The organism is Streptococcus mitis, from assembly GCF_946188375.1.
Classification (GTDB): domain Bacteria; phylum Bacillota; class Bacilli; order Lactobacillales; family Streptococcaceae; genus Streptococcus; species Streptococcus mitis_CX.
The window spans coordinates 374,085-399,785 of the sequence record NZ_CAMHUS010000001.1 but is presented as its reverse complement, the minus strand read 5'-3'; the positions used below and the strand labels follow the sequence as shown (position 1 = coordinate 399,785).

28 protein-coding genes and 1 pseudogene are annotated in these 25,701 nt (G+C 39.4%); 16 read left to right on the top strand and 13 right to left on the bottom strand.

The genetic code is table 11. The annotated features are described in order from the left end of the window. The first annotated feature begins 8 nt into the window (after positions 1 to 8). From N8M16_RS01945 to N8M16_RS01930, 4 genes and pseudogenes are all read left to right on the top strand, one after another. The gene (locus N8M16_RS01945; protein ID WP_033687065.1) at positions 9 to 1,487 is read left to right on the top strand and encodes a sugar ABC transporter ATP-binding protein; all 1,479 of its coding nucleotides are present in this window, start codon (positions 9 to 11) and stop codon (positions 1,485 to 1,487) included. A gap of 1 nt (position 1,488) precedes the next feature. Beyond that, a complete protein-coding gene (locus N8M16_RS01940) occupies positions 1,489 to 2,433 on the top strand; it encodes an ABC transporter permease subunit (RefSeq protein WP_004248623.1) in 945 nt (314 codons plus the stop codon). A gap of 103 nt (positions 2,434 to 2,536) precedes the next feature. Continuing rightward, complete coding sequence (locus N8M16_RS01935) at positions 2,537 to 3,502, top strand: substrate-binding domain-containing protein (RefSeq protein WP_000789622.1); 966 nt, start codon at positions 2,537 to 2,539, stop codon at positions 3,500 to 3,502. 77 nt (positions 3,503 to 3,579) lie between these two features. Continuing rightward, positions 3,580 to 3,720: pseudogene (locus tag N8M16_RS01930) on the top strand (DNA mismatch repair protein MutT); the annotation flags it as partial. On the opposite strand, the gene N8M16_RS01925 reads toward N8M16_RS01930, so the two are convergent. The 5 genes from N8M16_RS01925 to coaB all read right to left on the bottom strand — a co-directional run bounded on the left by N8M16_RS01925 (position 3,717) and on the right by coaB (position 6,744). Beyond that, a complete protein-coding gene (locus tag N8M16_RS01925; RefSeq protein ID WP_000159191.1) occupies positions 3,717 to 4,232 on the bottom strand; it encodes a transcription repressor NadR in 516 nt (171 codons plus the stop codon). The pseudogene N8M16_RS01930 and the gene N8M16_RS01925 overlap by 4 nt on opposite strands. An 11-nt stretch (positions 4,233 to 4,243) precedes the next feature. Beyond that, complete coding sequence (locus N8M16_RS01920) at positions 4,244 to 4,771, bottom strand: ECF transporter S component (RefSeq protein ID WP_001097393.1); 528 nt, start codon at positions 4,769 to 4,771, stop codon at positions 4,244 to 4,246. A 173-nt stretch (positions 4,772 to 4,944) separates the two neighbouring features. Next, the gene (locus N8M16_RS01915; protein ID WP_004254189.1) at positions 4,945 to 5,508 is read right to left on the bottom strand and encodes an ECF transporter S component; all 564 of its coding nucleotides are present in this window, start codon (positions 5,506 to 5,508) and stop codon (positions 4,945 to 4,947) included. Beyond that, entirely contained in the window at positions 5,492 to 6,043 is a 552-nt protein-coding gene (gene coaC, locus N8M16_RS01910) for a phosphopantothenoylcysteine decarboxylase (RefSeq protein ID WP_261026234.1), read from the bottom strand. The genes N8M16_RS01915 and coaC overlap by 17 nt, the downstream gene beginning before the upstream one ends. 11 nt (positions 6,044 to 6,054) lie before the next feature. Beyond that, a complete protein-coding gene (coaB, locus tag N8M16_RS01905; protein ID WP_042751244.1) occupies positions 6,055 to 6,744 on the bottom strand; it encodes a phosphopantothenate--cysteine ligase in 690 nt (229 codons plus the stop codon). A 226-nt stretch (positions 6,745 to 6,970) separates the two neighbouring features. On the opposite strand from coaB, the gene N8M16_RS01900 reads away from it, so the two are divergent. The 3 genes from N8M16_RS01900 to radC all read left to right on the top strand — a co-directional run bounded on the left by N8M16_RS01900 (position 6,971) and on the right by radC (position 11,817). Continuing rightward, the gene (locus tag N8M16_RS01900) at positions 6,971 to 8,641 is read left to right on the top strand and encodes a formate--tetrahydrofolate ligase (RefSeq protein ID WP_261069543.1); all 1,671 of its coding nucleotides are present in this window, start codon (positions 6,971 to 6,973) and stop codon (positions 8,639 to 8,641) included. Between the two features lie 161 nt (positions 8,642 to 8,802). After that, positions 8,803 to 11,094, top strand: coding sequence for a DNA helicase PcrA (pcrA, locus tag N8M16_RS01895; RefSeq protein ID WP_261069542.1), 2,292 nt, complete (start codon positions 8,803 to 8,805; stop codon positions 11,092 to 11,094). 42 nt (positions 11,095 to 11,136) lie between these two features. Next, positions 11,137 to 11,817, top strand: a complete 681-nt coding sequence (radC, locus tag N8M16_RS01890; RefSeq protein WP_049515411.1) for a RadC family protein — start codon at positions 11,137 to 11,139, stop codon at positions 11,815 to 11,817. Here radC and N8M16_RS01885 read toward each other — a convergent pair. The 7 genes from N8M16_RS01885 to N8M16_RS01855 form a co-directional block, all read right to left on the bottom strand. Then, positions 11,814 to 12,503 (bottom strand): gamma-glutamyl-gamma-aminobutyrate hydrolase family protein, encoded by a 690-nt coding sequence (locus tag N8M16_RS01885; RefSeq protein ID WP_049515410.1) that lies wholly within the window; start codon positions 12,501 to 12,503, stop codon positions 11,814 to 11,816. The two genes, radC and N8M16_RS01885, sit on opposite strands and share 4 nt — an antisense overlap. A gap of 17 nt (positions 12,504 to 12,520) precedes the next feature. Next, positions 12,521 to 13,162 carry a redox-sensing transcriptional repressor Rex gene (locus N8M16_RS01880; RefSeq protein WP_000653417.1) on the bottom strand — a complete coding sequence of 214 codons (642 nt, stop codon included), beginning with the start codon at positions 13,160 to 13,162 and terminating at the stop codon, positions 12,521 to 12,523. Between the two features lie 82 nt (positions 13,163 to 13,244). Then, positions 13,245 to 13,460 carry a DUF4649 family protein gene (locus N8M16_RS01875; protein WP_185768004.1) on the bottom strand — a complete coding sequence of 72 codons (216 nt, stop codon included), beginning with the start codon at positions 13,458 to 13,460 and terminating at the stop codon, positions 13,245 to 13,247. Positions 13,461 to 13,467: 7 nt separating this feature from the next. After that, positions 13,468 to 13,815 carry a DUF1831 domain-containing protein gene (locus N8M16_RS01870; RefSeq protein ID WP_000863540.1) on the bottom strand — a complete coding sequence of 116 codons (348 nt, stop codon included), beginning with the start codon at positions 13,813 to 13,815 and terminating at the stop codon, positions 13,468 to 13,470. 4 nt (positions 13,816 to 13,819) lie between these two features. Further along, positions 13,820 to 14,935 (bottom strand): cysteine desulfurase family protein, encoded by a 1,116-nt coding sequence (locus tag N8M16_RS01865; RefSeq protein WP_261069541.1) that lies wholly within the window; start codon positions 14,933 to 14,935, stop codon positions 13,820 to 13,822. 9 nt (positions 14,936 to 14,944) lie between these two features. After that, the gene (locus tag N8M16_RS01860; RefSeq protein WP_001283822.1) at positions 14,945 to 15,904 is read right to left on the bottom strand and encodes a ribose-phosphate diphosphokinase; all 960 of its coding nucleotides are present in this window, start codon (positions 15,902 to 15,904) and stop codon (positions 14,945 to 14,947) included. Between the two features lie 111 nt (positions 15,905 to 16,015). Beyond that, the gene (locus tag N8M16_RS01855) at positions 16,016 to 16,585 is read right to left on the bottom strand and encodes a CYTH domain-containing protein (RefSeq protein ID WP_261069540.1); all 570 of its coding nucleotides are present in this window, start codon (positions 16,583 to 16,585) and stop codon (positions 16,016 to 16,018) included. 128 nt (positions 16,586 to 16,713) lie between these two features. On the opposite strand from N8M16_RS01855, the gene yjbM reads away from it, so the two are divergent. The 9 genes from yjbM to N8M16_RS01810 all read left to right on the top strand — a co-directional run bounded on the left by yjbM (position 16,714) and on the right by N8M16_RS01810 (position 25,238). Next, positions 16,714 to 17,385: a GTP diphosphokinase gene (gene yjbM, locus N8M16_RS01850; protein ID WP_261069539.1), complete on the top strand. Its 672-nt coding sequence runs from the start codon at positions 16,714 to 16,716 to the stop codon at positions 17,383 to 17,385. Next, complete coding sequence (locus N8M16_RS01845; RefSeq protein ID WP_000799056.1) at positions 17,369 to 18,187, top strand: NAD kinase; 819 nt, start codon at positions 17,369 to 17,371, stop codon at positions 18,185 to 18,187. Before yjbM ends, N8M16_RS01845 begins: the two co-directional genes overlap by 17 nt. Further along, complete coding sequence (locus tag N8M16_RS01840) at positions 18,184 to 19,080, top strand: RluA family pseudouridine synthase (protein ID WP_261069538.1); 897 nt, start codon at positions 18,184 to 18,186, stop codon at positions 19,078 to 19,080. Before N8M16_RS01845 ends, N8M16_RS01840 begins: the two co-directional genes overlap by 4 nt. 43 nt (positions 19,081 to 19,123) lie before the next feature. Further along, positions 19,124 to 20,098 carry a phosphate acetyltransferase gene (pta, locus tag N8M16_RS01835; protein WP_153199058.1) on the top strand — a complete coding sequence of 325 codons (975 nt, stop codon included), beginning with the start codon at positions 19,124 to 19,126 and terminating at the stop codon, positions 20,096 to 20,098. 188 nt (positions 20,099 to 20,286) lie between these two features. Then, entirely contained in the window at positions 20,287 to 21,462 is a 1,176-nt protein-coding gene (mutY, locus tag N8M16_RS01830; protein WP_261069537.1) for an A/G-specific adenine glycosylase, read from the top strand. Positions 21,463 to 21,517: 55 nt separating this feature from the next. After that, complete coding sequence (yycF, locus tag N8M16_RS01825; protein ID WP_000722072.1) at positions 21,518 to 22,225, top strand: response regulator YycF; 708 nt, start codon at positions 21,518 to 21,520, stop codon at positions 22,223 to 22,225. Continuing rightward, complete coding sequence (gene vicK, locus N8M16_RS01820; RefSeq protein ID WP_261069536.1) at positions 22,218 to 23,576, top strand: cell wall metabolism sensor histidine kinase VicK; 1,359 nt, start codon at positions 22,218 to 22,220, stop codon at positions 23,574 to 23,576. Before yycF ends, vicK begins: the two co-directional genes overlap by 8 nt. After that, positions 23,569 to 24,378 carry an MBL fold metallo-hydrolase gene (locus N8M16_RS01815; protein WP_049501781.1) on the top strand — a complete coding sequence of 270 codons (810 nt, stop codon included), beginning with the start codon at positions 23,569 to 23,571 and terminating at the stop codon, positions 24,376 to 24,378. The genes vicK and N8M16_RS01815 overlap by 8 nt, the downstream gene beginning before the upstream one ends. An 86-nt stretch (positions 24,379 to 24,464) precedes the next feature. Then, positions 24,465 to 25,238: a potassium channel family protein gene (locus N8M16_RS01810; protein ID WP_084953863.1), complete on the top strand. Its 774-nt coding sequence runs from the start codon at positions 24,465 to 24,467 to the stop codon at positions 25,236 to 25,238. A gap of 37 nt (positions 25,239 to 25,275) precedes the next feature. On the opposite strand, the gene N8M16_RS01805 is transcribed toward N8M16_RS01810, so the two are convergent. After that, positions 25,276 to 25,623, bottom strand: coding sequence for a thioredoxin (locus N8M16_RS01805; RefSeq protein WP_084953866.1), 348 nt, complete (start codon positions 25,621 to 25,623; stop codon positions 25,276 to 25,278). Positions 25,624 to 25,701: the final 78 nt, after the last annotated feature.

Here is a 25,701-nt window from a genome sequence, read left to right as displayed (position 1 = left end):
GGTTGCCTATGAAAATTGAAATGAAGAATATTTCAAAATCTTTTGGGAATAATCGTGTTTTAGAAAGTATTGATTTGGTTCTTAATTCAGGAGAAGTTCATGCTTTAATGGGGGAGAATGGCGCAGGCAAATCAACCTTAATGAATATTTTAACTGGACTTTTTCCAGCTACTTCAGGAACTATTTTTATTGATGGAAAAGAAAAAACATTTTCTAATCCTCAAGAGGCAGAACGGTTTGGACTGAGTTTTATTCATCAGGAAATGAATACTTGGCCAGATATGACTGTACTTGATAATCTTTTTTTAGGAAGAGAAATTAAAAATTCGATTGGGTTTCTAGATAAAGTTAGTATGGAAAGGAAAGCTAAAGAAGCATTTAAACGTCTTAATATCTCTATTCCTCTCGATGCAATCATTGGTCAATTATCAGTCGGACAACAACAAATGATAGAAATAGCAAAATGTTTATTATCAGAAGTTTCCTTGTTAATTATGGATGAACCCACAGCAGCTTTAACTGATCGTGAAACTGAAACACTTTTTAAAGTGATAGAAGGATTAAAATCTGATGGTGTAGGTATTGTGTATATTTCACATCGGATGGAAGAAATCTTTAAGATCACAGATCTTATAACTGTTATGAGGGATGGGTTTGTAATTGATACCAAGAAAACGAAGTTTACTAATGCAGATGAATTAGTTCAGAAGATGGTAGGCCGTGAATTAGAAGATTATTATCCAGAAAAAAAGGCTGAGATTGGGAATATTGTTTTTCAAGCTAAGAATCTTTCTGGTGATGCTTTTACGGATATTTCTTTCTATGTACGTCAAGGGGAAATTCTTGGTTTTTCTGGTTTGATGGGTGCTGGTCGTACTGAAATAATGCGAGCAATTTTTGGAATTGATTCTTTAAAATCTGGTCAAATTATAATAAACGGAGAACAACTGATAATTAAAAATCCTTTTGAAGCAATTAAGCATGGAATTGGTTTCTTAACAGAAGATCGTAAAGATGAGGGATTGATTTTAGATTTTTCTATTAAAGATAATATGACTTTACCTAGTACTCGTGATTTTGTTAAAAATGGCATTTTCGATAATAAAACAAGTGGTATATTTGTACAACGCTTAATTGATAGGTTACAAATTAAATCAGGTTATCCAGATAAGGAAGTTGGGACACTTTCTGGTGGTAATCAACAGAAAGTAGTTTTAGCAAAATGGATAGGTATTGCACCAAAAGTACTGATTTTAGATGAGCCAACTCGTGGGGTAGATGTTGGAGCTAAGCGTGAAATTTACCAATTAATGAATGAATTAGCTGAACGAGGTGTACCGATTATTATGGTCTCTTCAGATTTACCAGAAGTGATTGGAGTCAGTGATCGCATTATGGTCATGCATGAAGGTAGAATTAGTGGGGAATTAACACGTCGAGAAGCTACACAAGAAAAAGTTATGCAACTAGCTACAGGAGGACAATAGTGTGAAAAATACTATGAAGTACATGTCAGAATTGACAACGGTAATAGCATTGATAATTTTAATGGCTGTCATCACTATTATCAATTCAAATTTTTTAACAGCAAATAATCTGTTAAATTTACTATTGCAAGTAACATCAAATGCACTGATTGCTTTTGGAATGACTTTTGTTATTCTAACAGGTGGAATCGATTTATCAGTAGGATCAATTTTAGCCTTATCCAGCGCGCTAACAGCAGGTTTATTAGGATCTGGAATGCCTGTTACGTTAGCAATTCTCATCTCTTTAATTTTGGGTTGCATTCTAGGTATGATGAATGGGTTATTGATTTCCTACGGGAAATTAGCTCCATTTATCGTCACTTTAGCGACTATGACTATTTTTAGGGGAGCAACACTTGTTTATACAAATGGGAATCCTATTACAAAAGGATTAAGTGATACATTCTTATTTCAATTTTTGGGGCAAGGTTACATAGTAGGAATTCCATTTCCTGTAATTATTATGTTTATTGTATTTATTGTTTTATATGTTTTACTTCATAAAACAGCATTTGGTAAATCTGTATATGCTATAGGGGGGAATGAAAAAGCAGCATATATATCAGGTGTGAAATTAAATAAAGTGAAAATTATCATTTATTCAATATCAGGTATTATGGCTTCAATTTCTGGATTAATTATAACATCACGCTTAAGTTCTGCTCAACCAACAGCAGGTGCTAGTTATGAAATGGATGCTATTGCAGCTGTTGTTCTTGGAGGAACCTCTTTATCTGGAGGTAAAGGTCGTATACTTGGGACTCTAATAGGTGCTTTAATTATTGGAGTTTTGAATAATGGACTTAATATTATTGGTGTTTCAGCATTTTGGCAACAAGTAGTAAAAGGAGTTGTAATCTTAATTGCTGTTCTGATTGATCGTTTTAAAGTTGTAAAACAGTAGAATAATTTTCAATTTTTTTGGAAATAGTAACAATTTATTAGATGACGTACAATAATCGGGATTGAAACTATCCCTATAGATATATATTACGAGGAGTAATAACATGAAAAATATTAAAAAAATTAGCATTTTTGCTTTGTTTGTAACATTTATTTTTGCTTTAGTAGCTTGTGGAAAAACTGGTTTAGGAAATTCATCAAATGATAATAAATCTACGACTCAAAAGTCGGCAAAAGAATTAAAATTAGGAGTTTCTATTTCTACTACTAACAATCCTTATTTTGTGGCTATGAAAGATGGCCTTGAAAAAGCTGCAGGGGAAAAAGAAGTAACTTTGAAGATAGCAGATGCACAAGATGATGCTGCTAGACAAGCAGATGATATTCAAAATTTTATTAGTCAAAATGTAGATGCTTTACTAATTAATCCAGTTGATTCTGATGCAATTGTTACATCTATTAAAGCTGCTAATAATGCAAACATTCCGGTAATCTTAATTGACCGCGGTAGTAATGGTGGTGAAGTCTTGACAACTGTTGCTTCTGATAACGTAGAAGCAGGTAAAATGGCTGCAGAATTTATTACCAAGCAATTGGGAGAAAAAGCAAAAACTTTTGAATTATCAGGAGTCCCTGGCGCTTCTGCAACTGTAGATAGAGGTAAAGGATTTGAACAAATTTCAAAGACAAATTTAGATGTTCTTTCTAGTCAATCCGCTAATTTTGATCGCGCAAAAGCTTTGAATACAGCGCAAAATATGATTCAAGGAAACAAAGAAGTACAAGCAATCTTTGCACAGAATGATGAGATGGCGTTAGGAGCTGCACAAGCAGTAAAAGCAGCTGGTCTTAGCAATGTATTAATTGTTGGTATTGATGGTCAACCAGATGCACATGATGCTATTGCAAAAGGTGATATTACTGCCACTATTGCTCAGCAACCAGCTAAGATGGGTGAAATTGCTATTCAATCAGCAATAGATCATTATCAAGGGAAAAAACTGGAAAAAGAAACAGTTTCTCCAATTTATCTTGTGACTAAGGATAATGTTGATCAACATAACTGGTGATATATTTTTAGTAAGCAAGTAGTTGTTAATTTTCATTCAATGTGGTTTTTAAATATCATTGTTACTATTTGAGCTATTGGATTCAAAAAGACCAGATTCCAAACTTGGATCTGGCCTATGATATGCTACCTTTGATGGAGATGATGGAAGCTCCTGACAAATCTGAATTTTTCTACCGCCACCGTACAGAAGATGGCTGGGCGAAGAAAATCTTCTAGTCTTTTACTAAATAACCTAGCTGATCTAAGGCCTCCTCGATATAGTGGAGGTCTTGTTGTGTTTCGGCTTCAACTAGGTGGTAATGGATACCATCTGTTAATTCAGACAGAGGTCTAAAATCTGAATGCTCAACTTGTTCTAGAAAATGTTGCACATCTCTACGACAAGACAGTTTCAGCAAGGTTTCAATTTCTCCATAGACGGGATGGTCAATCAAGGTGTTTTGAACACGTCCGCCATTATCTACGATAGCAAGGAGTTCTTGACCGATTTCTTCAACTTCATGTTTCACTTTGAAAAGTTTGTGAACATAAGGGTTGGTTTCAATTTGCTTATAGACGTAGCCACGATTGGTGGATAGGATAGGAGCGCCATCGGCTCTTAAAATTGCAATGTCCTGTACAATGACCTGGCGTGTAACATGAAAATGTTCAGCTAAACTTTGGCCATTGAGGGCTTTAGGAGTTTCTTTCAAGAGTTGGAGCAGGGCTTGTTTGCGATCTTTTGTCATAGTTCTTCCTTTTAACGGCGTTTGCGAAGCACTTTATAGACAGCTAGTGCTAATGTATAGTCTACCATACTATGGATAATTGTACCAAATCCAACTAGCACAAATAGAACATAAAACATATTTTCTACATTGGTACCAGAAGTTGCGTAAAAAACGACACAGGCCAATACTTCAGCAAGGGCATGGACAAGCGCTAACACAAAGTTGAAAATCCAGGAAGCTTTTGGTTTATCTAGGGTATCGGGGAATTTTTGTAGGTAAAGAGCCCCCAAAGTTCCAAAAAAGATATGGGAAAAAGCTCGAAAAACAATAACCATGGGATAGCCAGCCATCAAGAATCCAAAACTAGAGGCTAGGATGACAAAAACTGCCATCAAGGGCGACAAGAACATAGCGATAAAAATAGCGATGTGGCTTCCTAAAGTATAGGAAGCAGGTGGAATGACAATCTTAAAAGGCATAACAATTGGAATCAAAATCGCAATAGCCGTTAAGAGGGCAGTCATTGTCATAAATTGTGTCTTTTTCCGTGTATTCATAAGAATCTCCTTTTTGACTGTATATACGCTAGTATAGTATAACAAACAAGACAATAAAGCAAGGATTTACTTAAGTTTATAGGCCATTTTAAATTAAATATTGGTAAAGATTTCACTAAAAAAAACTGTATAGAGCAACATCTCCACCTTCAAGCTTGAAAGTGGAGATGTTTTTATTTTTTCAAAGTCTGTAGTCTTGGAACAATAGCTAGAGTAAGAATTGCGGAAATGACTAATTCGGCAATCGAATTTGTTGAGATAACGGTTGCTAGGAGTTTTTGGATATTACCATCAAAGACATTTCCAAAAAGGTAGAAAATTCCACCAAGTACAAAGACTGTGTTGGTAAGTGAACCTAGGGCACCAGCTAAAATCAGACCAGTCTTGTTTTTCATTAGTTTATAGACTAGATAAGGAGTTAAACCAATCAAAATACGTGGGACGATAGCAATGATAGCTGAGTAGATGTTCCCGTTTGGGACGAATGGTGAGAAGAGGTAGCTTGTTGGTAGAATCGTAATAGTGTTAACGGTCAAGCTAAGTAGCCCCATCAAAAATCCAAGTGTAACCCCAACTCGTGGACCGTAAATAATGCTGGCAATAATGACAGGAATATGAACGATGGTCGGTTTGATTGGGAATGGAAAAAGGTTAAAGATAAGTGAGCTCAGAAAGTGTATCACGAGCATGGTTGCAAAAAAGATAGCAATGGGTGCAATATTAGAGCGTTTTTTCATCGAGAGTTTCCTTTATTCTTTCTAAAATAATTGTGAGGTCGGCTAAAGCTCCTCGTCCATGGTCTCCACAAGCTAGTAGGGATTCCTTAGGAGCAATCAGCTGATAGCCGTAGGTTTTTAATGTTTTCAGATTAGCCTGAGTTGCTGGATGGTCATACATTTTTGTATTCATAGCTGGTGCGATGAGTTTGGGAATATGACTTGGCAAGGCTAGAGCTGTACTGGTTACCATATTGTCCGCAAAGCCGTGGGCTAGTTTTGCAATAGTGTTAGCAGTTGCAGGTACTACGATAAATAGATCAGTTTCTTTTCCAAGTTCAATATGATTGACTTGATTTGGATAGGGTTCCTTCATGACATCCAAGTGAACAGGATTCTGTGAGAGTACCTGTAGTGTCAAAGGTTGGATAAACTCTGTAGCAGCCTGAGTCATTAAGACAGTGACTTGATGACCTTGTTTTTTTAGAGAACTGACTAAATCTGCCGACTTGTAAGAGGCGATAGACCCTGTTACAGCCAAGAGAATATGTGCCATAGCTTTCCTTTCTATGAATGATAGGCTTGAATTTTTTCAAGGAGGAGTTCTGCAATTTCTTCTTTAGTTTGGACTGTTTGAAGCTGATTTTTCTCAACAAAGATTGCACGATGCTGGTTTGCTGAGATTTGAGTCAGGTCATTTGCGATAATCAAGTCTGCTTGGTTCTTGATAAGACTTTTTCTGGCAATCTCGATGAGATAATCCTCAGAGACATCAACCAGCAGTTTGAAACCAATCAGATGAATAGCAGGATTCCATTCCTTGACTAGAGAGATGATTTTGGGTGTCTTTTTTAGGAACAAAACCTGAACCTCGTCAGCTGAAGAAATCTTAGCTTGATGATTTTGCTTGCTTAAAAATTCTTCCAAATTGGAACTAGATTGAACTTCCTCAAACCCTGTCATATAGACAGGAGTGTAATCGGACACCGCCATTGAGTGAATCAAGATCTGATAATCCTGAACACGTTCTTGCATTTCTAGTAGAAGGTCCTTGGTATTGTTAATTTCTCGAATATTTAGGTTGGGATGGGCTTCTGGCTTCAAAGCTCGTTTTGTAGTAATTAAACAAACTTCATGCCCTGCAGCAAGTAAAGTTTCTGTGATGATTTTGCCCAGGCGACCTGTAGAATGGTTAGTGATAGAGCGGACGCTATCGATAGCTTCACTGGTACCGCCCGATGTAACTAAAATTTTCATAGCACTATTGTACACAAAAATAAACGGTAAGTAAAATGAAAGTGATAAATTTTTGGTAAAAGGAAAGAATATAGTTTCAAACTATAAAGCCATATAAAATTTAAGAAAGGACTCTAAAAACCTTAAAAATAAGGGATATTTACGAACGTTTGGAGAGTTTAAGGATGTTAAAAATCTTGTTTTGTGTTATAATGAATTATCATATAAGAGGTTAGAGGAGTTTTGAATGAAAACAGATATTGAAATCGCACAGAGTATTGAGTTAAAACCAATCGTTGATGTTGTAGAGAAACTTGGTATTTCTTACGATGATTTGGAGTTGTATGGAAAGTACAAGGCTAAGCTCAGCTTTGATAAAATTCGTGCAGTTGAGAGCAATCCAGTTGGAAAATTGATTTTGGTTACTGCCATCAACCCAACACCTGCAGGTGAAGGAAAATCAACTATTACCATTGGTCTGGCGGATGCCTTGAACAAGATTGGCAAGAAAACCATGATTGCTATTCGTGAACCATCTCTTGGTCCAGTAATGGGGATTAAGGGTGGTGCGGCAGGTGGTGGTTATGCCCAAGTTCTGCCAATGGAAGACATCAACCTTCACTTTACTGGGGACATGCATGCCATTACGACTGCCAACAATGCGCTTTCTGCCTTGATTGACAACCACTTACACCAAGGAAATGAGTTGGGAATTGATCAACGTCGTATCCTCTGGAAACGTGTTGTGGACTTGAATGACCGTGCTCTTCGTCATGTAACCGTTGGACTTGGTGGTCCTCTAAATGGTATTCCTCGTGAGGATGGATTTGACATTACCGTCGCTTCAGAAATTATGGCCATTCTTTGTTTGGCAACAGACATCGAGGATTTGAAACGCCGTTTGGCTAACATTGTTATCGGATATCGTTACGACCGTACACCAGTTTCTGTAGGTGATTTGCAGGTTGAAGGCGCCTTAGCATTGATTTTGAAGGATGCTATTAAGCCGAACCTAGTTCAGACAATTTATGGTACACCTGCCTTTGTACATGGTGGTCCATTTGCTAATATCGCTCATGGCTGTAACTCTGTCTTAGCGACAAGCACAGCCCTTCACTTGGCTGATTACACAGTTACTGAAGCTGGTTTTGGTGCAGATCTTGGTGCTGAGAAATTCCTTGATATTAAAACACCAAACTTGCCAACTTCTCCAGATGCAGTAGTTATTGTCGCAACCCTTCGTGCCCTTAAGATGAATAGTGGCGTGGCTAAGGATGCTCTTACAGAGGAAAATGTGGAGGCAGTTCGTGCTGGTTTTGCTAACTTGAAACGCCACGTTGAAAATATCCGTAAATTTGGAGTACCTGCAGTCGTAGCTATTAACGAATTTGTATCTGATACAGAAGCTGAAATTGCAGCCTTGAAAGAACTTTGTGCCTCAATCGATGTACCAGTTGAGTTGGCAAGTGTCTGGGCTGATGGTGCAGAAGGTGGAGTAGCTCTTGCTGAAACAGTTGTCAAGACTATCGCTGAAAACCCATCTAACTATAAACGTTTGTATAACAATGACCTTTCTGTCCAAGAAAAGATTGAAAAGATTGTTACTGAAATCTACCGTGGTAGCAAAGTGAACTTTGAGAAGAAAGCTCAGACACAAATCGCTCAAATCGTTCAAAACGGTTGGGACAAATTGCCAATCTGTATGGCTAAGACTCAATATAGTTTTTCAGACAATCCTAATGCACTTGGAGCACCTGAAAACTTTGAAATTACCATTCGTGAATTGGTGCCAAAATTAGGTGCAGGCTTCATCGTTGCCTTAACTGGCGATGTCATGACCATGCCAGGCCTACCAAAACGTCCAGCAGCTCTCAACATGGATGTTGAAAGCGATGGAACTGTTCTAGGCTTGTTCTAGTATATTGCAATTGACTTTAAATGAGTTTGGAAATACTATCCAAGCTCATTTTTTATCTAGATATAAGAAGTTGCCTTCTACACGTAACCAGTCTAGGTAAAGATATTTTCCTTGAATTCTGATATAATAGAAATATTGACTTCAAGAGTAAGGAAGAGAAGATGAACGCATTATTAAATGGAATGAATGACCGTCAGGCTGAGGCGGTGCAAACGACAGAAGGTCCCTTGTTGATTATGGCGGGGGCTGGCTCTGGAAAGACCCGAGTTTTGACCCACCGCATTGCCTATCTGATTGATGAAAAGTTGGTCAATCCGTGGAATATCTTGGCCATTACCTTTACTAATAAGGCTGCGCGTGAGATGAAGGAGCGTGCTTATAGCCTCAATCCAGCCACTCAGGACTGTCTGATTGCGACCTTCCACTCCATGTGTGTTCGTATTTTGCGTCGCGATGCGGACCATATTGGCTACAACCGCAATTTTACAATTGTAGATCCTGGTGAACAGCGGACGCTCATGAAACGCATTCTCAAACAGTTGAACTTGGATCCTAAAAAATGGAATGAACGGAGCATTTTAGGGACCATTTCCAATGCTAAGAATGATTTGATTGATGATGTGGCTTATGCTGCTCAAGCTGGTGATATGTACACGCAAATCGTGGCCCAGTGTTATACTGCTTATCAAAAAGAGCTTCGTCAGTCGGAGTCGGTTGACTTTGATGATTTGATTATGCTGACCCTGCGTCTCTTTGATCAGAATCCTGATGTCTTGACCTACTATCAGCAGAAGTTTCAATACATCCACGTTGATGAATACCAAGATACCAACCATGCCCAGTACCAATTGGTCAAACTCTTGGCTTCGCGCTTTAAAAACATCTGTGTGGTTGGGGATGCGGATCAGTCTATCTACGGTTGGCGTGGTGCTGATATGCAGAATATCTTGGACTTTGAAAAGGATTATCCCCAAGCCAAGGTTGTTTTATTGGAGGAGAATTACCGTTCAACTAAAACTATTCTCCAAGCGGCCAACGAGGTCATTAAAAACAATAAAAATCGCCGTCCTAAGAATCTCTGGACTCAAAATGCTGATGGGGAGCAAATTGTTTACTATCGTGCCAATGATGAACTAGATGAGGCTGTATTTGTAGCCAGAACTATCGATGAACTTGGTCGGAGTCAAAACTTCCTTCACAAGGATTTTGCAGTTCTCTATCGTACTAATGCGCAGTCCCGTACTATTGAGGAAGCCTTGCTCAAGTCAAATATCCCTTATACCATGGTTGGCGGAACCAAGTTCTACAGCCGTAAGGAAATCCGAGATATTATCGCTTACCTCAATATTATTGCCAATTTGAGTGACAATATCAGTTTTGAGCGTATTATCAACGAGCCTAAACGTGGAATTGGGCCAGGTACAGTTGAGAAAATCCGTGATTTTGCCAATACTCAAGAGATGTCTATGCTGGATGCTTCAGCCAATATCATGTTATCTGGTATCAAGGGTAAAGCAGCCCAGTCTATCTGGGATTTTGCCAATATGATTCTAGATTTACGGGAGCAGCTAGACCACTTAACTATTACTGAGTTGGTTGAGACTGTCCTTGAAAAAACAGGTTATGTCGATATTCTTAATACCCAAGCGACTCTAGAAAGCAAGGCTCGGGTTGAAAATATCGAAGAGTTCCTTTCTGTAACGAAAAACTTTGATGACACCTCTGATGGGCCAGAAGAGGAAACTGGTCTGGACAAACTGAGTCGTTTCTTAAATGACTTGGCCTTGATTGCCGACACAGATTCAGGTAGTCAGGAGACATCAGAAGTGACCTTGATGACCCTACATGCTGCCAAAGGTCTCGAGTTTCCAGTTGTCTTTTTGATCGGGATGGAAGAAAATGTCTTTCCACTTAGTCGTGCGGCTGAAGATCTAGATGAACTAGAAGAAGAACGCCGTCTGGCTTATGTAGGAATTACGCGTGCAGAGAAAATTCTCTATCTGACAAATGCCAATTCGCGCCTGCTTTTTGGTCGTACCAACTACAACCGACCGACTCGTTTTATTAACGAAATCAGTTCAGACTTACTTGAGTATCAAGGTCTGGCTCGTCCAGCAAATACAAGCTTTAAGGCATCTTATAGCAGTGGTGGTCTTGCCTTCGGTCAAGGCATGAGTCTTGCGCAGGCCCTCCAAGACCGTAAACGCGGTGTGGCACCAAAAACTATTCAGTCAAGTGGTCTCCCATTTGGTCAATTTACAGCTGGTGCAAAATCAGCGTCTAGCGATACAAATTGGTCCATTGGTGACATTGCCCTCCACAAGAAGTGGGGAGAGGGAACTGTTCTGGAAGTTTCAGGTAGCGGTGCTACTCAGGAATTAAAAATCAATTTCCCAGAAGTAGGTTTGAAAAAACTTTTAGCCAGTGTGGCTCCAATTGAGAAAAAAATCTAATTTTCCATCCTTCTCACGAATAATAAAGTGAGGAGGATTTTTATGTATAGTATTTCATTCCAAGAAGATTCACTATTACCAAGAGAAAGACTGGCCAAAGAAGGAGTCGAAGCGCTCAGTAATCAAGAGTTGTTAGCTATTTTACTTAGGACTGGAACACGTCACGCTAGCGTTTTTGAAATTGCCCAGAAAGTCTTGAGCAATCTTTCAAGCCTAACGGATTTGAAAAAAATGACCCTGCAGGAATTACAGAGTCTATCTGGTATTGGGCGCGTTAAGGCCATAGAATTACAAGCAATGATTGAACTGGGGCATCGTATTCACAAGCATGAGACCATTGAGATGGAAAGTATTCTTAGTAGTCAAAAGTTGGCCAAGAAGATGCAACAGGAATTGGGGGACAAAAAACAAGAGCACCTGGTGGCGCTCTATCTCAATACTCAAAATCAAATCATCCATCAACAGACCATTTTTATCGGTTCTGCAACTCGTAGTATCGCTGAGCCGCGAGAGATTCTTCACTATGCTATCAAGCATATGGCGACTTCTCTCATATTGGTTCACAATCATCCTTCGGGAGCGGTGGCCCCTAGTCGAAATGATGATCATGTTACAAAACTTGTAAAAGACGCCTGTGATCTGATGGGGATTGTCCTCTTGGACCATTTGATTGTCTCACATTCTAGTTACTTTAGTTACCGTGAAAAAACAGATTTAATCTAAAGTTCATTAACGACATAGTCAAAGAGGTTTTTATCTTTGGGACGATTTTCAAATAGAAACTCTGGATGCCATTGGACACCGAGAAAGGCGACATCATCCGTACTCATGACAGCTTCAATGATACCATCCTTAGGATCATGAGCTGCAATCTTTAAGTTAGGTGCTAAATCCTTGATGCTCTGATGGTGGAAGGAGTTGATATGGGAGATTTCTCCATAGATTTCTCGAAGAACTGTATCAGGCTCTGTCATCAAGCGTTGAGTTGTGTACTCAGCAGAACAATCCTGCCAATGGTCTTCGATATCTTGGTACAAAGTTCCACCCATGGCAACGTTAAAGAGTTGAGTTCCACGGCAGACAGAAAAAATTGGCTTTTTCTGTTTAATAGCTTCCTTGATGAGGGCTAGTTCGAAGATATCTCTTTGAAGGTGGTAGTCATCGCTATCAATGGTTTTTGGTTCACCATAGAATTTTGGATCAACATTTTGCCCACCTGTCAAGATGAGCTTGTCAATCATACTGATATAGTGGCAGGCCATTTCTTGATCACCAATCGGTAGGATGATGGGAATCCCTCCAGCGTCTTTAACGCCTTCCACAAAGCCTTTTGCTACGTAGCTCATCATGATGTCATCATCTGGATGAGTTTTTTCGTTTCCTGTAATCCCAATAACTGGTTTTTTCATAAAATGATTTTCGCTTTCTAATCCTCTTTTCGCATGAAGTAGAGGAGGGTTTGGAGTTCACTTGTCAAATCGACATACTGAACGACCACGTCTTTTGGTAAATGCAGATGGACTGGTGAAAAACTGAGAATTCCTTTCACGCCAGCATCTACCAAGAGATTGGCAACCTCTTGTGACTTGACGCTGGGAACAGTCAGGATAGCAGTCTTCACATCAGCATCCTTGATTTTATCCTTGATTTGAGAAATCCCGTAAATGGGAATTCCATCAGGAGTTTGGGTACCTACTTCGGGATGGTCATCAAGATCAAAGGCCATGATAATCTTCATCTTGTTACGCTCGTGAAAGCGGTAGTGAAGAAGGGCATGGCCCATATTTCCAATACCCACAAGCATGACATTGGTGATGGAGTTATCATTGAGCAAATCGGCAAAAAACGTCATCAGTTTTTTGACATCATAGCCAAATCCACGCCGACCTAGTTCACCAAAATAGGAAAAATCACGACGTACGGTCGCTGAATCAATACCGATAGCCTCTGCAATTTGTTTAGAGTTGGCACGTTCAATCTTTTCTGCATGAAATCTCTTAAAAATTCGATAGTAGAGAGAGAGTCTTTTTGCTGTAGCTTTTGGAATAGCAGACTGTTTATCTTTCACAAAATCACAACCTTTCTATTCTTCTATTTTATAGAAACATTGTGAAAAAATCAACAAAAATAAGAAAAAACTAAGAAAAATCTTAGTTTTGATGTAAAAAATCTGCATCTGATAGAAAACGGTAGAGGTCTCCGACCAGTCCTTGGTAAACTTCCTGCCCTTTAAAGGTCAAAGAAGTTACATAAAGTGTATCTGGCAGAGTCACACATCCTGACAGAGCCAGCATGAGAGCCTCGTAATCCTCATATTTGAGAGTCCGCTCTACATGATAGCTGTCTTTATAGGTCAGTTCAAACATTTTGGCTCTATCTTTCCGATTTTGTAAAGACACCACGTTCTACCAAGCTATCCATGAGGAAATAGAATTTTTCCTGATGAATGTGGTGGTCTTCTGATTTGAAAATATCAACTAGACGTAGCCCAAACTTGTCAGTGATATTGATTTTAGCACCTGTAAGTTCCTTGTTAATGATGATTTTGAGTTGGAATCCCTCACCGCTGTTCGGAACTTTTTCCAAAAGGCGAGTCAGTTCATAGTTGCCAACCTTAGTCTCAAAAAAGGTGTTGTCCTTAAGGGTGAATTTTTTAACAGAAGGGCTAAGAGTGTAGTCGTAACGACAATTTTTTAACTGAATGGTTTTTTCAAATGCCATATGGCTAACCTCCGATAATTTCTTTTAAGGTTTTTGCGAGGGTATGTAGGTCTTCAACAGTATTTTCTGGCGACAAACTGATACGAACGGATTCCTTCAGACGTTCTGAATTTGCCCCGTACATGGCTTCAAGAACATGGCTGGATTGTACAATGCCCGCAGTGCAGGCTGAGCCAGTAGAGATTGAAATTCCAGCCAAATCTAGACGAAGGAGTAAGAGGTCATTTTTCTGGCCAGGAAATCCAATATTGAGAACATAAGGGAGATGGTGTTTGCTTCTATTCAGGTAATACTGAACTCCCTCTAGCTCTGCCAGAAAGACAGTTTCTAGATTTTGTACATGTTGAAAATGTTCTTCTTGTTTTTCTAGGTCTTCTTTTAGGGCTACAACCATGCCTATGATGGCAGCTAAATTTTCAGTTCCTGCACGTTTTTTCTGTTCTTGGTCTCCGCCATGTAGATAGGAATCAAAATCCATGCTTGATGCGTAGAGAAAGCCGATTCCCTTAGGACCATGAAATTTATGGGCAGAAGCAGTGAGAAAATCAATGCCCAATTCTTCGGGATGAACTGGTATTTTACCAATAGCTTGAACTGCATCGACATGATAGGCAGCAGGGTGTTGTTTGAGTATTTGGCCAATTTCAGCAATGGGAAGTAGGTTTCCTGTCTCATTATTGGCAAACATGGTAGAAACCAAAATCGTATCGTCACGTAAAGCTTTTTGAATTTGTTGGGCTGTGATTTCTTGATTTTCTGGCTGGATAATGGTTGCTTCAAACCCAAAGTGTTGAACCAAGTAATCAATGGTTTCAAGGACGGCATGGTGCTCAATGGCAGTTGTGATGATGTGTTTTCCTTGTTCTTGATGACGAAGGCAGTAGCCAATGATAGCAGTATTGTTGCCTTCAGTCCCACCAGAAGTGAAAAAGATATGTTGAGGTTTTGTCCCCAGTAACTGAGCTAGTTCCTGACGAGCTTCTCGCAAGAGTTTGCCAGCTTGACGACCATGACCATGAATACTAGATGGATTGCCATGGGTTTCTTGCATAACCTTGGTCATAGCTGAAATAGCAACTGCTGACATAGGAGTCGTTGCAGCATTGTCCAAATAAATCAAAGAATCACCTTATTTCTTTTTGTTGTAGGCAAAGAGTGGGCTGACTGGTTTTCTTTCGTGGATACGGACGATAGCATCACCAATTAACTCACTAGCAGTGATGTAGCATACGTTTTTAGGAGTTTTTTCTTTTGTTGCTACTGAATCAGTCACAAGAATTTCTTTAATCTTAGTATTGTCAAGAAGTTCAGCAGCTCCTTCAACGAAGAGACCGTGGCTAGAAACAGCATAAATTTCTGTAGCTCCTTCACGTTCAACGATTTTAGCAGCTTCAGAGAAGGTACGTCCTGTATTAAGAATATCATCAATCAAGATGGCTTTCTTACCTTCAACATCACCGATGATATAACCTTCGTTACGAGTTGCATCGTCTTGAGGGTAGTCGATAATGGCGATAGGAGCATCAAGATACTCAGCCAAGCTACGAGCACGTTTCACACCTGAATTTTTAGGGCTAACGACAACAACATCTGAGCCAAGGAGCCCCTTATCGCAGTAATGTTTTGCAAATAGAGGAACTGTATAGAGGTTGTCAACAGGAATATCAAAGAAGCCTTGCACCTGAACAGCATGCAAATCCAGCGTAAGAACACGGTCAACTCCAGCCTTAACTAACATATTAGCAACTAGTTTAGCTGTAAGTGGCTCACGTGGTGAAGCAATGCGGTCTTGACGTGCATAGCCAAAATATGGAAGGACAACGTTGATACTGTGGGCACTTGCACGCACACAAGCGTCAACCATGATCAACAATTCCATTAGGTGGTTGTTAACAGGGAAACTTGTTGATTGGATGATGTAAACATCATAACCACGGACACTTTCTTCGATATTTACTTGGATTTCTCCGTCTGAAAATTGACGTGATGATAGTTTTCCAAGTGGGACACCAACAGCTTGAGCAATTTTCTGTGCAATTTCTTGATTAGAGTTGAGTGCGAAAAGTTTCATGTTTTTTCTATCTGACATTATAGACCGTCCTCTGTAAACTTTTTAAATCCTAGTCATATCTGCCTAGCCTATATGAACAGGGATTTTTGTATTTTATCTTTTCTATTTTACCAAAAAATAGAGATTATTTCAGCTATTTTTCATGCTTTTGACAAATCGGACCAATTTTGAGGGAGCTTTTTGATAAGCAATCTGATTTTCCTCTAAAAATTGCTGGAAATCTTGTTTCCCTTGCTCGTGATTCTCAACTTCAAGCTCTAATTCGTAATCTGTAATATCAAAGTACTGACTTTCATCCAGCGCCATGAGACCAATAGCTGTTTGCATTTCATAGCGAAGTGTCGTTAGACAACCAAGAATCTGCCATTTACTAGTTTTAATACCATGTTTCGCCAATTCATCCAGTACTAGCCCTTGAGGAAGTTTTTTCTTGCTCAGATAGTTTTCAGCATCTTTTAGTTGCAATTTTTGATTGTATTCCATGTTTCCGACACTTTGTGGGACTTTGAGTGTCAATTCTGCCCAATCTTCAAAAGTGCGAATGCGCAAAGCAACTTTCTTTTCTCGCAGTTCAAAATCAGGCGTGTCTATGTAGTAATTTTTTTGAAGAACAGGAGTGACGTCTGTGAACTGGTCTTTTAGACGATTATATTCATCTTTTTTCAAGAGTGTTTTCAATTCAATTTCTAAATGTTTCAATTTTCTTACCTTTTCTTTGTCTATGAAAGCGGATTATATGATATAATAGCATTGTATTTATTGTATATGAATCTGGAGAAAAAATCAAAGATATTTTTGAAGGATAATATGAGAACAAGGGAGAATATATGACCTTAGAATGGGAAGAATTTCTAGATCCTTACATTCAAGCTGTTGGTGAGTTAAAGATTAAACTACGTGGTATTCGGAAGCAATATCGTAAGCAAAATAGGCATTCTCCGATTGAGTTTGTGACTGGCCGAGTCAAGCCAATTGAGAGCATCAGGGAAAAAATGGCTCGGCGTGGCATTACTTATGTGACCTTAGAGCACGATTTGCAAGATATTGCTGGTTTGCGTGTGATGGTTCAGTTTGTAGATGACGTCAAGGAAGTAGTGGAGATTTTGCGCAAGCGTCAGGATATGCGGATCATACAGGAGCGAGATTACATTACTCATCGAAAAGCATCAGGCTATCGTTCCTATCATGTGGTAGTAGAATATACGGTTGACACTATCAATGGTGCTAAAACCATTTTGGCGGAAATTCAAATACGTACCTTGGCCATGAATTTCTGGGCAACGATAGAACATTCTCTCAACTACAAGTACCAAGGGGATTTCCCAGAGGAGATAAAGAAGCGACTGGAAATTACAGCCAAGATTGCTCATCAGTTGGATGAAGAAATGGGTAAAATTCGAGATGATATCCAGGAAGCCCAGGCACTTTTTGATCCTTTGAGTAGAAAATTAAATGATGGTGTAGGAAACAGTGACGATACAGATGAAGAATACAGGTAAAAGAATTGACCTGATAGCTAATAGAAAACCGCAGAGTCAAAGGGTTTTGTATGAATTGCGAGATCGTTTGAAGAGAAATCAGTTTATACTCAATGATACCAATCCAGATATCGTTATTTCCATCGGTGGGGATGGTATGCTCTTGTCGGCCTTTCATAAGTACGAAAACCAGCTTGACAAGGTCCGCTTCATTGGTGTTCACACTGGACATTTGGGCTTCTATACGGACTACCGTGATTTTGAGTTGGATAAGCTAGTGACTAATTTGCAGCTAGATACCGGAGCAAGAGTCTCTTACCCTGTTCTAAATGTGAAGGTCTTTCTTGAAAATGGTGAAGTGAAGATTTTTAGAGCACTAAATGAAGCCAGCATCCGCAGGTCTGATCGAACCATGGTGGCGGATGTTGTGATTAACGGTGTCCACTTTGAACGTTTTCGTGGAGATGGGCTAACAGTTTCGACACCGACTGGTAGTACAGCCTATAACAAGTCGCTCGGTGGAGCTGTTTTACACCCAACCATTGAAGCTTTGCAATTAACGGAAATTGCCAGCCTTAACAATCGTGTCTATCGAACGCTGGGTTCGTCTATTATTGTTCCTAAGAAGGATAAGATTGAACTTATTCCAACAAGAAACGATTACCATACCATTTCGGTTGACAATAGCGTTTATTCCTTCCGTAATATTGAGCGAATTGAGTATCAAATCGACCATCATAAGATTCACTTTGTCGCATCACCTAGCCATACCAGTTTCTGGAACCGTGTTAAGGATGCTTTCATCGGCGAGGTGGACGAATGAGGTTTGAATTTATCGCAGATGAGCATGTCAAGGTCAAGACCTTCTTAAAAAAGCACGAGGTTTCTAAGGGGCTGCTAGCTAAGATTAAGTTTCGAGGCGGAGCTATTCTGGTCAATGATCAACCACAAAATGCGACGTATCTATTGGATATTGGAGACCGAGTTATCATCGATATTCCTGCTGAGGAAGGCTTTGAAACTCTAGAAGCTATCGAGAGACCATTAGATATTTTCTATGAGGATGACCATTTTCTAGTCTTGAATAAACCCTATGGAGTGGCTTCTATTCCTAGTGTTAATCACTCCAATACCATCGCTAATTTTATCAAGGGTTACTATGTCAAGCAAGACTATGAAAATCAGCAGGTTCACATTGTGACCAGACTTGATAGGGACACTTCTGGCTTGATGCTCTTTGCAAAGCACGGTTATGCCCATGCACGACTAGACAAGCAGTTGCAGAAGAAGTCCATTGAAAAACGCTACTTTGCTTTGGTTAAAGGTGATGGATACTTGGAGTCAGAGGGGGAAATTATTGCCCCGATTGCGCGTGATGAAGACTCCATTATTACCAGACGCGTAGCTAAAGGTGGAAAGTATGCTCATACTTCTTACAAGATTGTAGCATCTTATGGGAATATTCATTTGGTAGACATTTGCCTGCACACTGGTCGAACCCACCAAATACGAGTCCATTTTTCTCATATTGGTTTCCCTTTGTTGGGCGATGACTTGTACGGAGGTAGTCTGGATGACGGTATTCAACGTCAGGCCCTGCATTGCCATTACCTATCTTTTTATCATCCATTTTTAGAGCAAGACTTGCAGTTAGAAAGTCCCTTGCCGGATGATTTTAGCAACCTTATTAACCAGTTATCAACTAATACTCTATAAAAATTGTTTCAGAGTATAATTATTATCTTAAAGGAGAAAACTCATGGAAGTTTTTGAAAGTCTCAAAGCCAACTTGGTTGGTAAAAATGCTCGTATCGTTCTCCCTGAAGGGGAAGAGCCTCGTATTCTTCAAGCGACTAAACGCCTGGTAAAAGAAACAGAAGTGATTCCTGTTTTGCTTGGAAATCCTGAAAAAATTAAAATTTATCTTGAAATCGAAGGGATCATGGATGGTTATGAAGTCATCGACCCTCAACACTACGATAAATTTGAAGAAATGGTTGCTGCCTTGGTAGAACGTCGCAAGGGCAAAATGTCTGAAGAAGATGCACGCAAGGTTTTGGTTGAAGATGTCAATTACTTTGGTGTTATGTTGGTTTACTTGGGCTTGGTTGATGGAATGGTGTCAGGAGCGATTCACTCAACAGCTTCAACAGTTCGTCCAGCCCTTCAAATCATCAAAACTCGTCCAAATGTAACTCGTACTTCAGGTGCCTTCCTCATGGTTCGTGGTACTGAACGTTACTTATTTGGAGACTGTGCCATCAACATCAATCCAGATGCAGAAGCTTTGGCTGAAATTGCGATCAACTCAGCAATCACAGCTAAGATGTTTGGCATCGAACCTAAAATTGCTATGCTAAGCTATTCTACTAAAGGTTCAGGATTTGGAGAAAGTGTTGATAAGGTTGTTGAAGCAACTAAAATTGCTCACGACTTGCGTCCTGACCTTGAAATCGATGGTGAGTTGCAATTTGATGCAGCCTTTGTTCCTGAAACTGCAGCTCTGAAAGCTCCTGGAAGTACGGTAGCTGGTCAAGCAAATGTCTTCATCTTCCCAGGTATCGAGGCAGGAAATATCGGCTACAAGATGGCAGAACGTCTTGGTGGTTTTGCGGCTGTTGGACCTGTTTTGCAAGGTTTGAACAAGCCAGTTAACGACCTTTCTCGTGGATGTAATGCTGATGATGTTTACAAGTTGACCCTTATCACAGCAGCCCAAGCAGTTCATCAATAAGATTTAGTCCTCTTTCCTTTGGGAAGAGGCTTTTTATACTCAATGAAAATCAAAGAGCAAACTAGGAAACTAGCCGCAGGCTGTACTTGAGTACGGCAAGGCGACGTTGACGTGGTTTGAATTTGATTTTCGAAGAGTATTAATACTAGGAAAAGGACAGTTAGAATCTTCTGTGTTATACTAGGGATATGTTAGATTTGAAAGAATACGGTATTGTCATGTGGCCAGAGGAGAAGATTGTTTCTTTCCGTGAAAAACTTCTCGCTTGGTATGATGAAAACAAAAGAGATTTACCGTGGCGTAGAAGTAAAAATCCTTATCATATCTGGGTATCTGAAATTATGCTCCAGCAGACCAGGGTGGATACGGTTATTCCTTATTACGAACGATTCTTGGACTGGTTTCCAACTGTGGAAAGTTTGGCAACGGCCACTGAAGAGCGTTTGTTGAAGGCTTGGGAAGGTTTGGGTTATTATTCTCGAGTACGCAATATGCAGGCTGCGGCCCAGCAGATTATGACTGACTTTGGTGGTCAATTTCCAAATACCTATGAAGGAATTTCCAGTTTAAAAGGAATTGGCCCTTACACAGCAGGCGCGATTTCCAGTATTGCTTTTAATTTGTCTGAGCCAGCTGTAGATGGTAATGTTATGCGTGTTTTGGCCCGTCTGTTCGAAGTCAACCATGATATTGGGATTCCAAGTAATCGCAAAATTTTTCAGGTAATGATGGAAATCTTGATTGATCCAGAACGTCCAGGTGACTTTAATCAAGCTTTGATGGATTTAGGGTCTGATATTGAGGCGCCTGTAAATCCCAGACCAGAAGAAAGCCCAGTTAAGGACTTTAGTGCGGCATATCAGAATGGTACAATGGACCGTTATCCAATCAAGGTTCCCAAGAAAAAGCCAGTTCCTATTTATCTTAAAGCCTTAGTTGTGAAAAATTCTCAGGGACAATTTTTACTTGAAAAAAATGAAAGTGAAAAGCTATTGGCAGGTTTTTGGCATTTCCCACTGGTAGAAGTAGATAACTTTTCGCAAGAGGAGCAGTTTGACCTCTTTCATCAGGTTGCGGAAGAAAGTGTGAACTTTGGTCCCAGTCCAGAGGAGAGTTTTCAGCAGGACTATGACTTAGATGTTGATTGGCTTGATGTTTATTTTGAGACTGTCAAGCATATCTTTAGCCATCGCAAGTGGCATGTTCAAATTGTAGCAGGTCAGGTGACTGACTTCCATGATTTTTCAGATAGAGAAGTTCGCTGGCTTTCACCAGAAGAATTCAAGAATGTTCCACTTGCCAAACCCCAACAAAAAATCTGGCAGGCTTATGCAAAAGCCAACTTAGACAGTAGCAAAGATTAGCTATTGTGTCTTCTTGTTATTTTTTTGGTATAATAGTAGAGAAAAAGGTGAACAAATGAAAAAAATATTAATTGTAGATGATGAGAAACCAATCTCGGATATTATCAAGTTTAATATGACCAAGGAAGGTTACGAGGTTGTAACTGCTTTTAACGGTCGTGAAGCGCTAGAGCAATTTGAAGCAGAGCAACCAGATATTATTATTCTGGATTTGATGCTTCCCGAAATTGATGGCTTAGAAGTTGCTAAGACTATTCGCAAGACTAGTAGTGTGCCTATTATCATGCTTTCAGCTAAGGATAGCGAATTTGATAAGGTTATCGGTTTAGAGCTTGGTGCAGATGACTATGTAACCAAACCCTTCTCAAATCGTGAGTTGCAGGCGCGTGTCAAAGCCCTTCTTCGTCGCACGGACTTGGTTTCTGTAGATAATCAAGAATCAGATGAAAAGAAAACCCAACCCTTGCAAATTGGGGACTTGGAGATTGTACCAGATGCTTATGTAGCTAAAAAATACGGTGAAGAACTAGATTTAACTCATCGTGAATTTGAGCTTTTGTATCACTTGGCTTCTCATATCGGTCAAGTAATTACGCGAGAACACTTACTTGAAACGGTCTGGGGTTACGATTATTTCGGAGATGTTCGAACAGTTGACGTAACTATCAGACGTTTGCGTGAGAAGATTGAAGATACACCAAGTCGTCCAGAGTATATCCTAACACGTCGCGGTGTTGGTTATTATATGAGAAATAATGATTGAATTTATTAGAAAAAATATTCTTACTAGTGATTTTATCTTCATTTTAATTTTATTGGGTTTTATCTTGATTGTTACCTTACTTTTGCTAGAAAATCGGCGAGATAATATTCGGTTGAAGCAAATTAATCAAAAGGTGAAAGACCTGATTGCAGGAGATTATTCTCAGGTATTGGATATGCAGGGAAGCTCTGAAATCACTAATATTACCAATAATCTCAATGATTTATCAGAAGTAATCCGTTTGACCCAAGAAAATCTGGAACAAGAGAGTAAACGATTGCACAGTATCCTCTCATACATGACAGACGGAGTCCTTGCGACCAATCGTCGTGGCAAGATTACTATGATTAATGACATGGCTAAGAAACAGCTAGGTGTTCAGAAAGAAGAGGTTCTCAATAAAAGTATTCTAGAATTGCTTAAGATTGAAGATGAGTATGAACTTCGTGATTTGATTACCCAAGTTCCTGAACTCATGATTGATTCTCAGGATGCCAATGGTGAGTATCTGAGCCTTCGTGTACGCTTCGCCTTGGTGCGTCGTGAGTCTGGATTTATCTCAGGTTTGGTAGCTGTTTTGCATGATACGACGGAGCAGGAGAAGGAAGAACGCGAACGAAGACTCTTTGTTTCCAACGTTAGTCATGAGTTACGGACGCCTCTGACTAGTGTAAAATCCTATCTTGAAGCCTTGGATGAGGGAGCCTTGTCAGAACCTGTTGCACCAGACTTTATCAAGGTGTCTCTAGACGAAACCAACCGTATGATGCGGATGGTGACAGACCTTCTCCATCTTTCTCGAATTGATAATGCAACTAGTCACCTAGATGTGGAACTGATTAACTTCACAGCCTTTATTACCTTTATTCTTAACCGCTTTGATAAGATGAGGGGATCAGACGAAGAAAAGAAATATGAATTGGTTAGAGATTATCCGATTACGTCTGTCTGGATTGAAATTGATACAGACAAAATGACACAGGTGATTGATAATATTCTCAACAATGCCATTAAATATTCTCCAGATGGTGGAAAAATCACAGTGACCATGAAGACGACTGATGATCAGATGATTTTATCCATCTCAGACCAAGGATTGGGTATTCCTAAGCAGGATTTGCCACGTATCTTTGACCGTTTCTACCGTGTGGATCGTGCTAGAAGCCGTGCTCAAGGTGGAACAGGGCTGGGACTGTCTATCGCTAAAGAAATTATCAAACAGCATAAGGGCTTTATTTGGGCCAAAAGTATATATGGTAAGGGATCAACCTTTACCATTGTGCTCCCTTATGATAAGGATGCAGTGAAAGAAGAAGTATGGGAGGACGAAATAGAAGACCAGAATGAGTGAAACAGGCTTTAAATACAGTATTTTAGCGTCGGGTTCCAGTGGAAATTCCTTTTATCTGGAAACCCCAAAAAAGAAACTATTAGTGGATGCAGGCTTATCTGGTAAGAAAATCACCAGCCTACTTGCTGAAATTAATCGCAAACCAGAAGACTTGGATGCTATCTTGATTACGCATGAGCATTCTGACCATATCCATGGAGTAGGAGTTTTGGCTCGCAAGTATGGTATGGATTTGTATGCTAATGAAAAGACCTGGCAGGCTATGGAAAATAGCAAGTATCTTGGCAAGGTGGATTCATCTCAGAAGCACATTTTTGAGATGGGTAAAACCAAAACCTTTGGAGATATTGACATCGAGAGTTTTGGTGTAAGCCATGATGCAGTCGCACCGCAGTTCTATCGCTTTATGAAGGATGATAAGAGTTTTGTCATGCTGACTGATACAGGTTATGTTAGTGATCGAATGGCAGGAATTGTCGAAAATGCAGATGGCTATCTTATCGAGTCCAACCATGATGTAGAGATTTTGCGAGCAGGTTCTTACGCTTGGCGACTAAAACAACGAATCCTATCGGATCTCGGTCACCTTTCTAACGAGGACGGTGCTGAAGCTATGATTCGTACCTTGGGAAACCGCACTAAGAGGATCTACCTTGGGCATTTATCTAAGGAAAACAATATCAAGGAACTGGCTCACATGACCATGGTTAATCAGCTAGCACAAGCTGATTTAGGTGTAGGAGTAGACTTTAAGGTTTACGATACCTCACCGGATACCGCAACACCATTGACAGAGATATAAAAAAGAAGGCGAATGTGCCTTCTTTTATATATTTTAGTAGAGATTTGGTGTGGTATAATGTTTACAAATGATATAGGAGAAATGATGTGAAAAGAAAATGGTTATTCAAGGATTATTATGACACAACGATTATCATACTTACGTTAATATCCGTTGTTCTTGTCTTGCTTGGATTTGCTGAGATGATTGATTTAGACAATCCTCCATACAGTATTATTGACATACAACTTTGGTTTGTGTTTGTGGTAGATTATGGTTGTCGGTTCTTTTCAAGTAAAGAAAAATGGCGCTTTATTCTTGAAAATATTTTTGATTTATTGGCTATTCTCCCTTTAAATGCTATTTTCATAGTTTTTCGATTAGGGCGTATCTTCCGCTTAGCAAGGATGACAAAATTACTGAAACTGACTCGTTTACTTAGAATAATTGGACTTACAGGTAAATTAGAAAGAAAAATTAGTAGATTCTTACGAACAAATGGCCTGATTTATATCTTATATGTTAATATCTTTATCGTTCTAGTAGGAAGTTCAATTTTATCTGTAGTTGAAGAAAAATCCTTCTCAGATAGTCTCTGGTGGGCTCTTGTAACTGTAACGACAGTTGGTTATGGGGATATTATTCCTACTTCGATTTTTGGTAAATGGTTAGCTGTTTTATTAATGCTTGTCGGTATTGGAACAATAGGAATGTTAACGAGTGCCTTGACGAACTTTTTTGTAAAAGATAATCCAGATGAACAGATAAAACTTGATAAACTCCAAGATGAATTGTCTAGTCAGAGAATGTTACTAGAGAGACAATCCGAGAAGATAGAAGAACTGCATAGAATGATACAAGATTTGATTGAAAAAAGGTAATTTTGACCATTTAAAAACCACTCGATGAGTGGCTTTTTTACAATCCTGCAAAATCTTTGATTTCTTGTGCTGACATTGAAGAGTCGCAACGGACATTGATTTGTCCATCTACAATGTGAACGAAGCCTGGTACAGTTGGAATTCCGTAGCGTGAGCGGAATGCTTGCAACTCATTGAGTTGGCTTGGTTCTTCACTGTTGATGAAGTAGATGTGAGCTTTGGTTTCAGCTACGACACCTGCCAAAGTACCTGCAAATTTACGGCAGTAAGGGCAAGTTTTGCGACCGATAAAGAAGGTTGCAGTTTCTTTTTTATCAAGAGCTTCTTGTGCACGCGCAACTGTAGTGACTTCAAGGTCTTTGATATTATCTAAAAATTGTTCCATGAGATTACCTCGCTTTCATTGATATGTCTAGTATGCCATAAAGTTTCTAAAATTGCTTAGATTTGATACGAAAAAAAG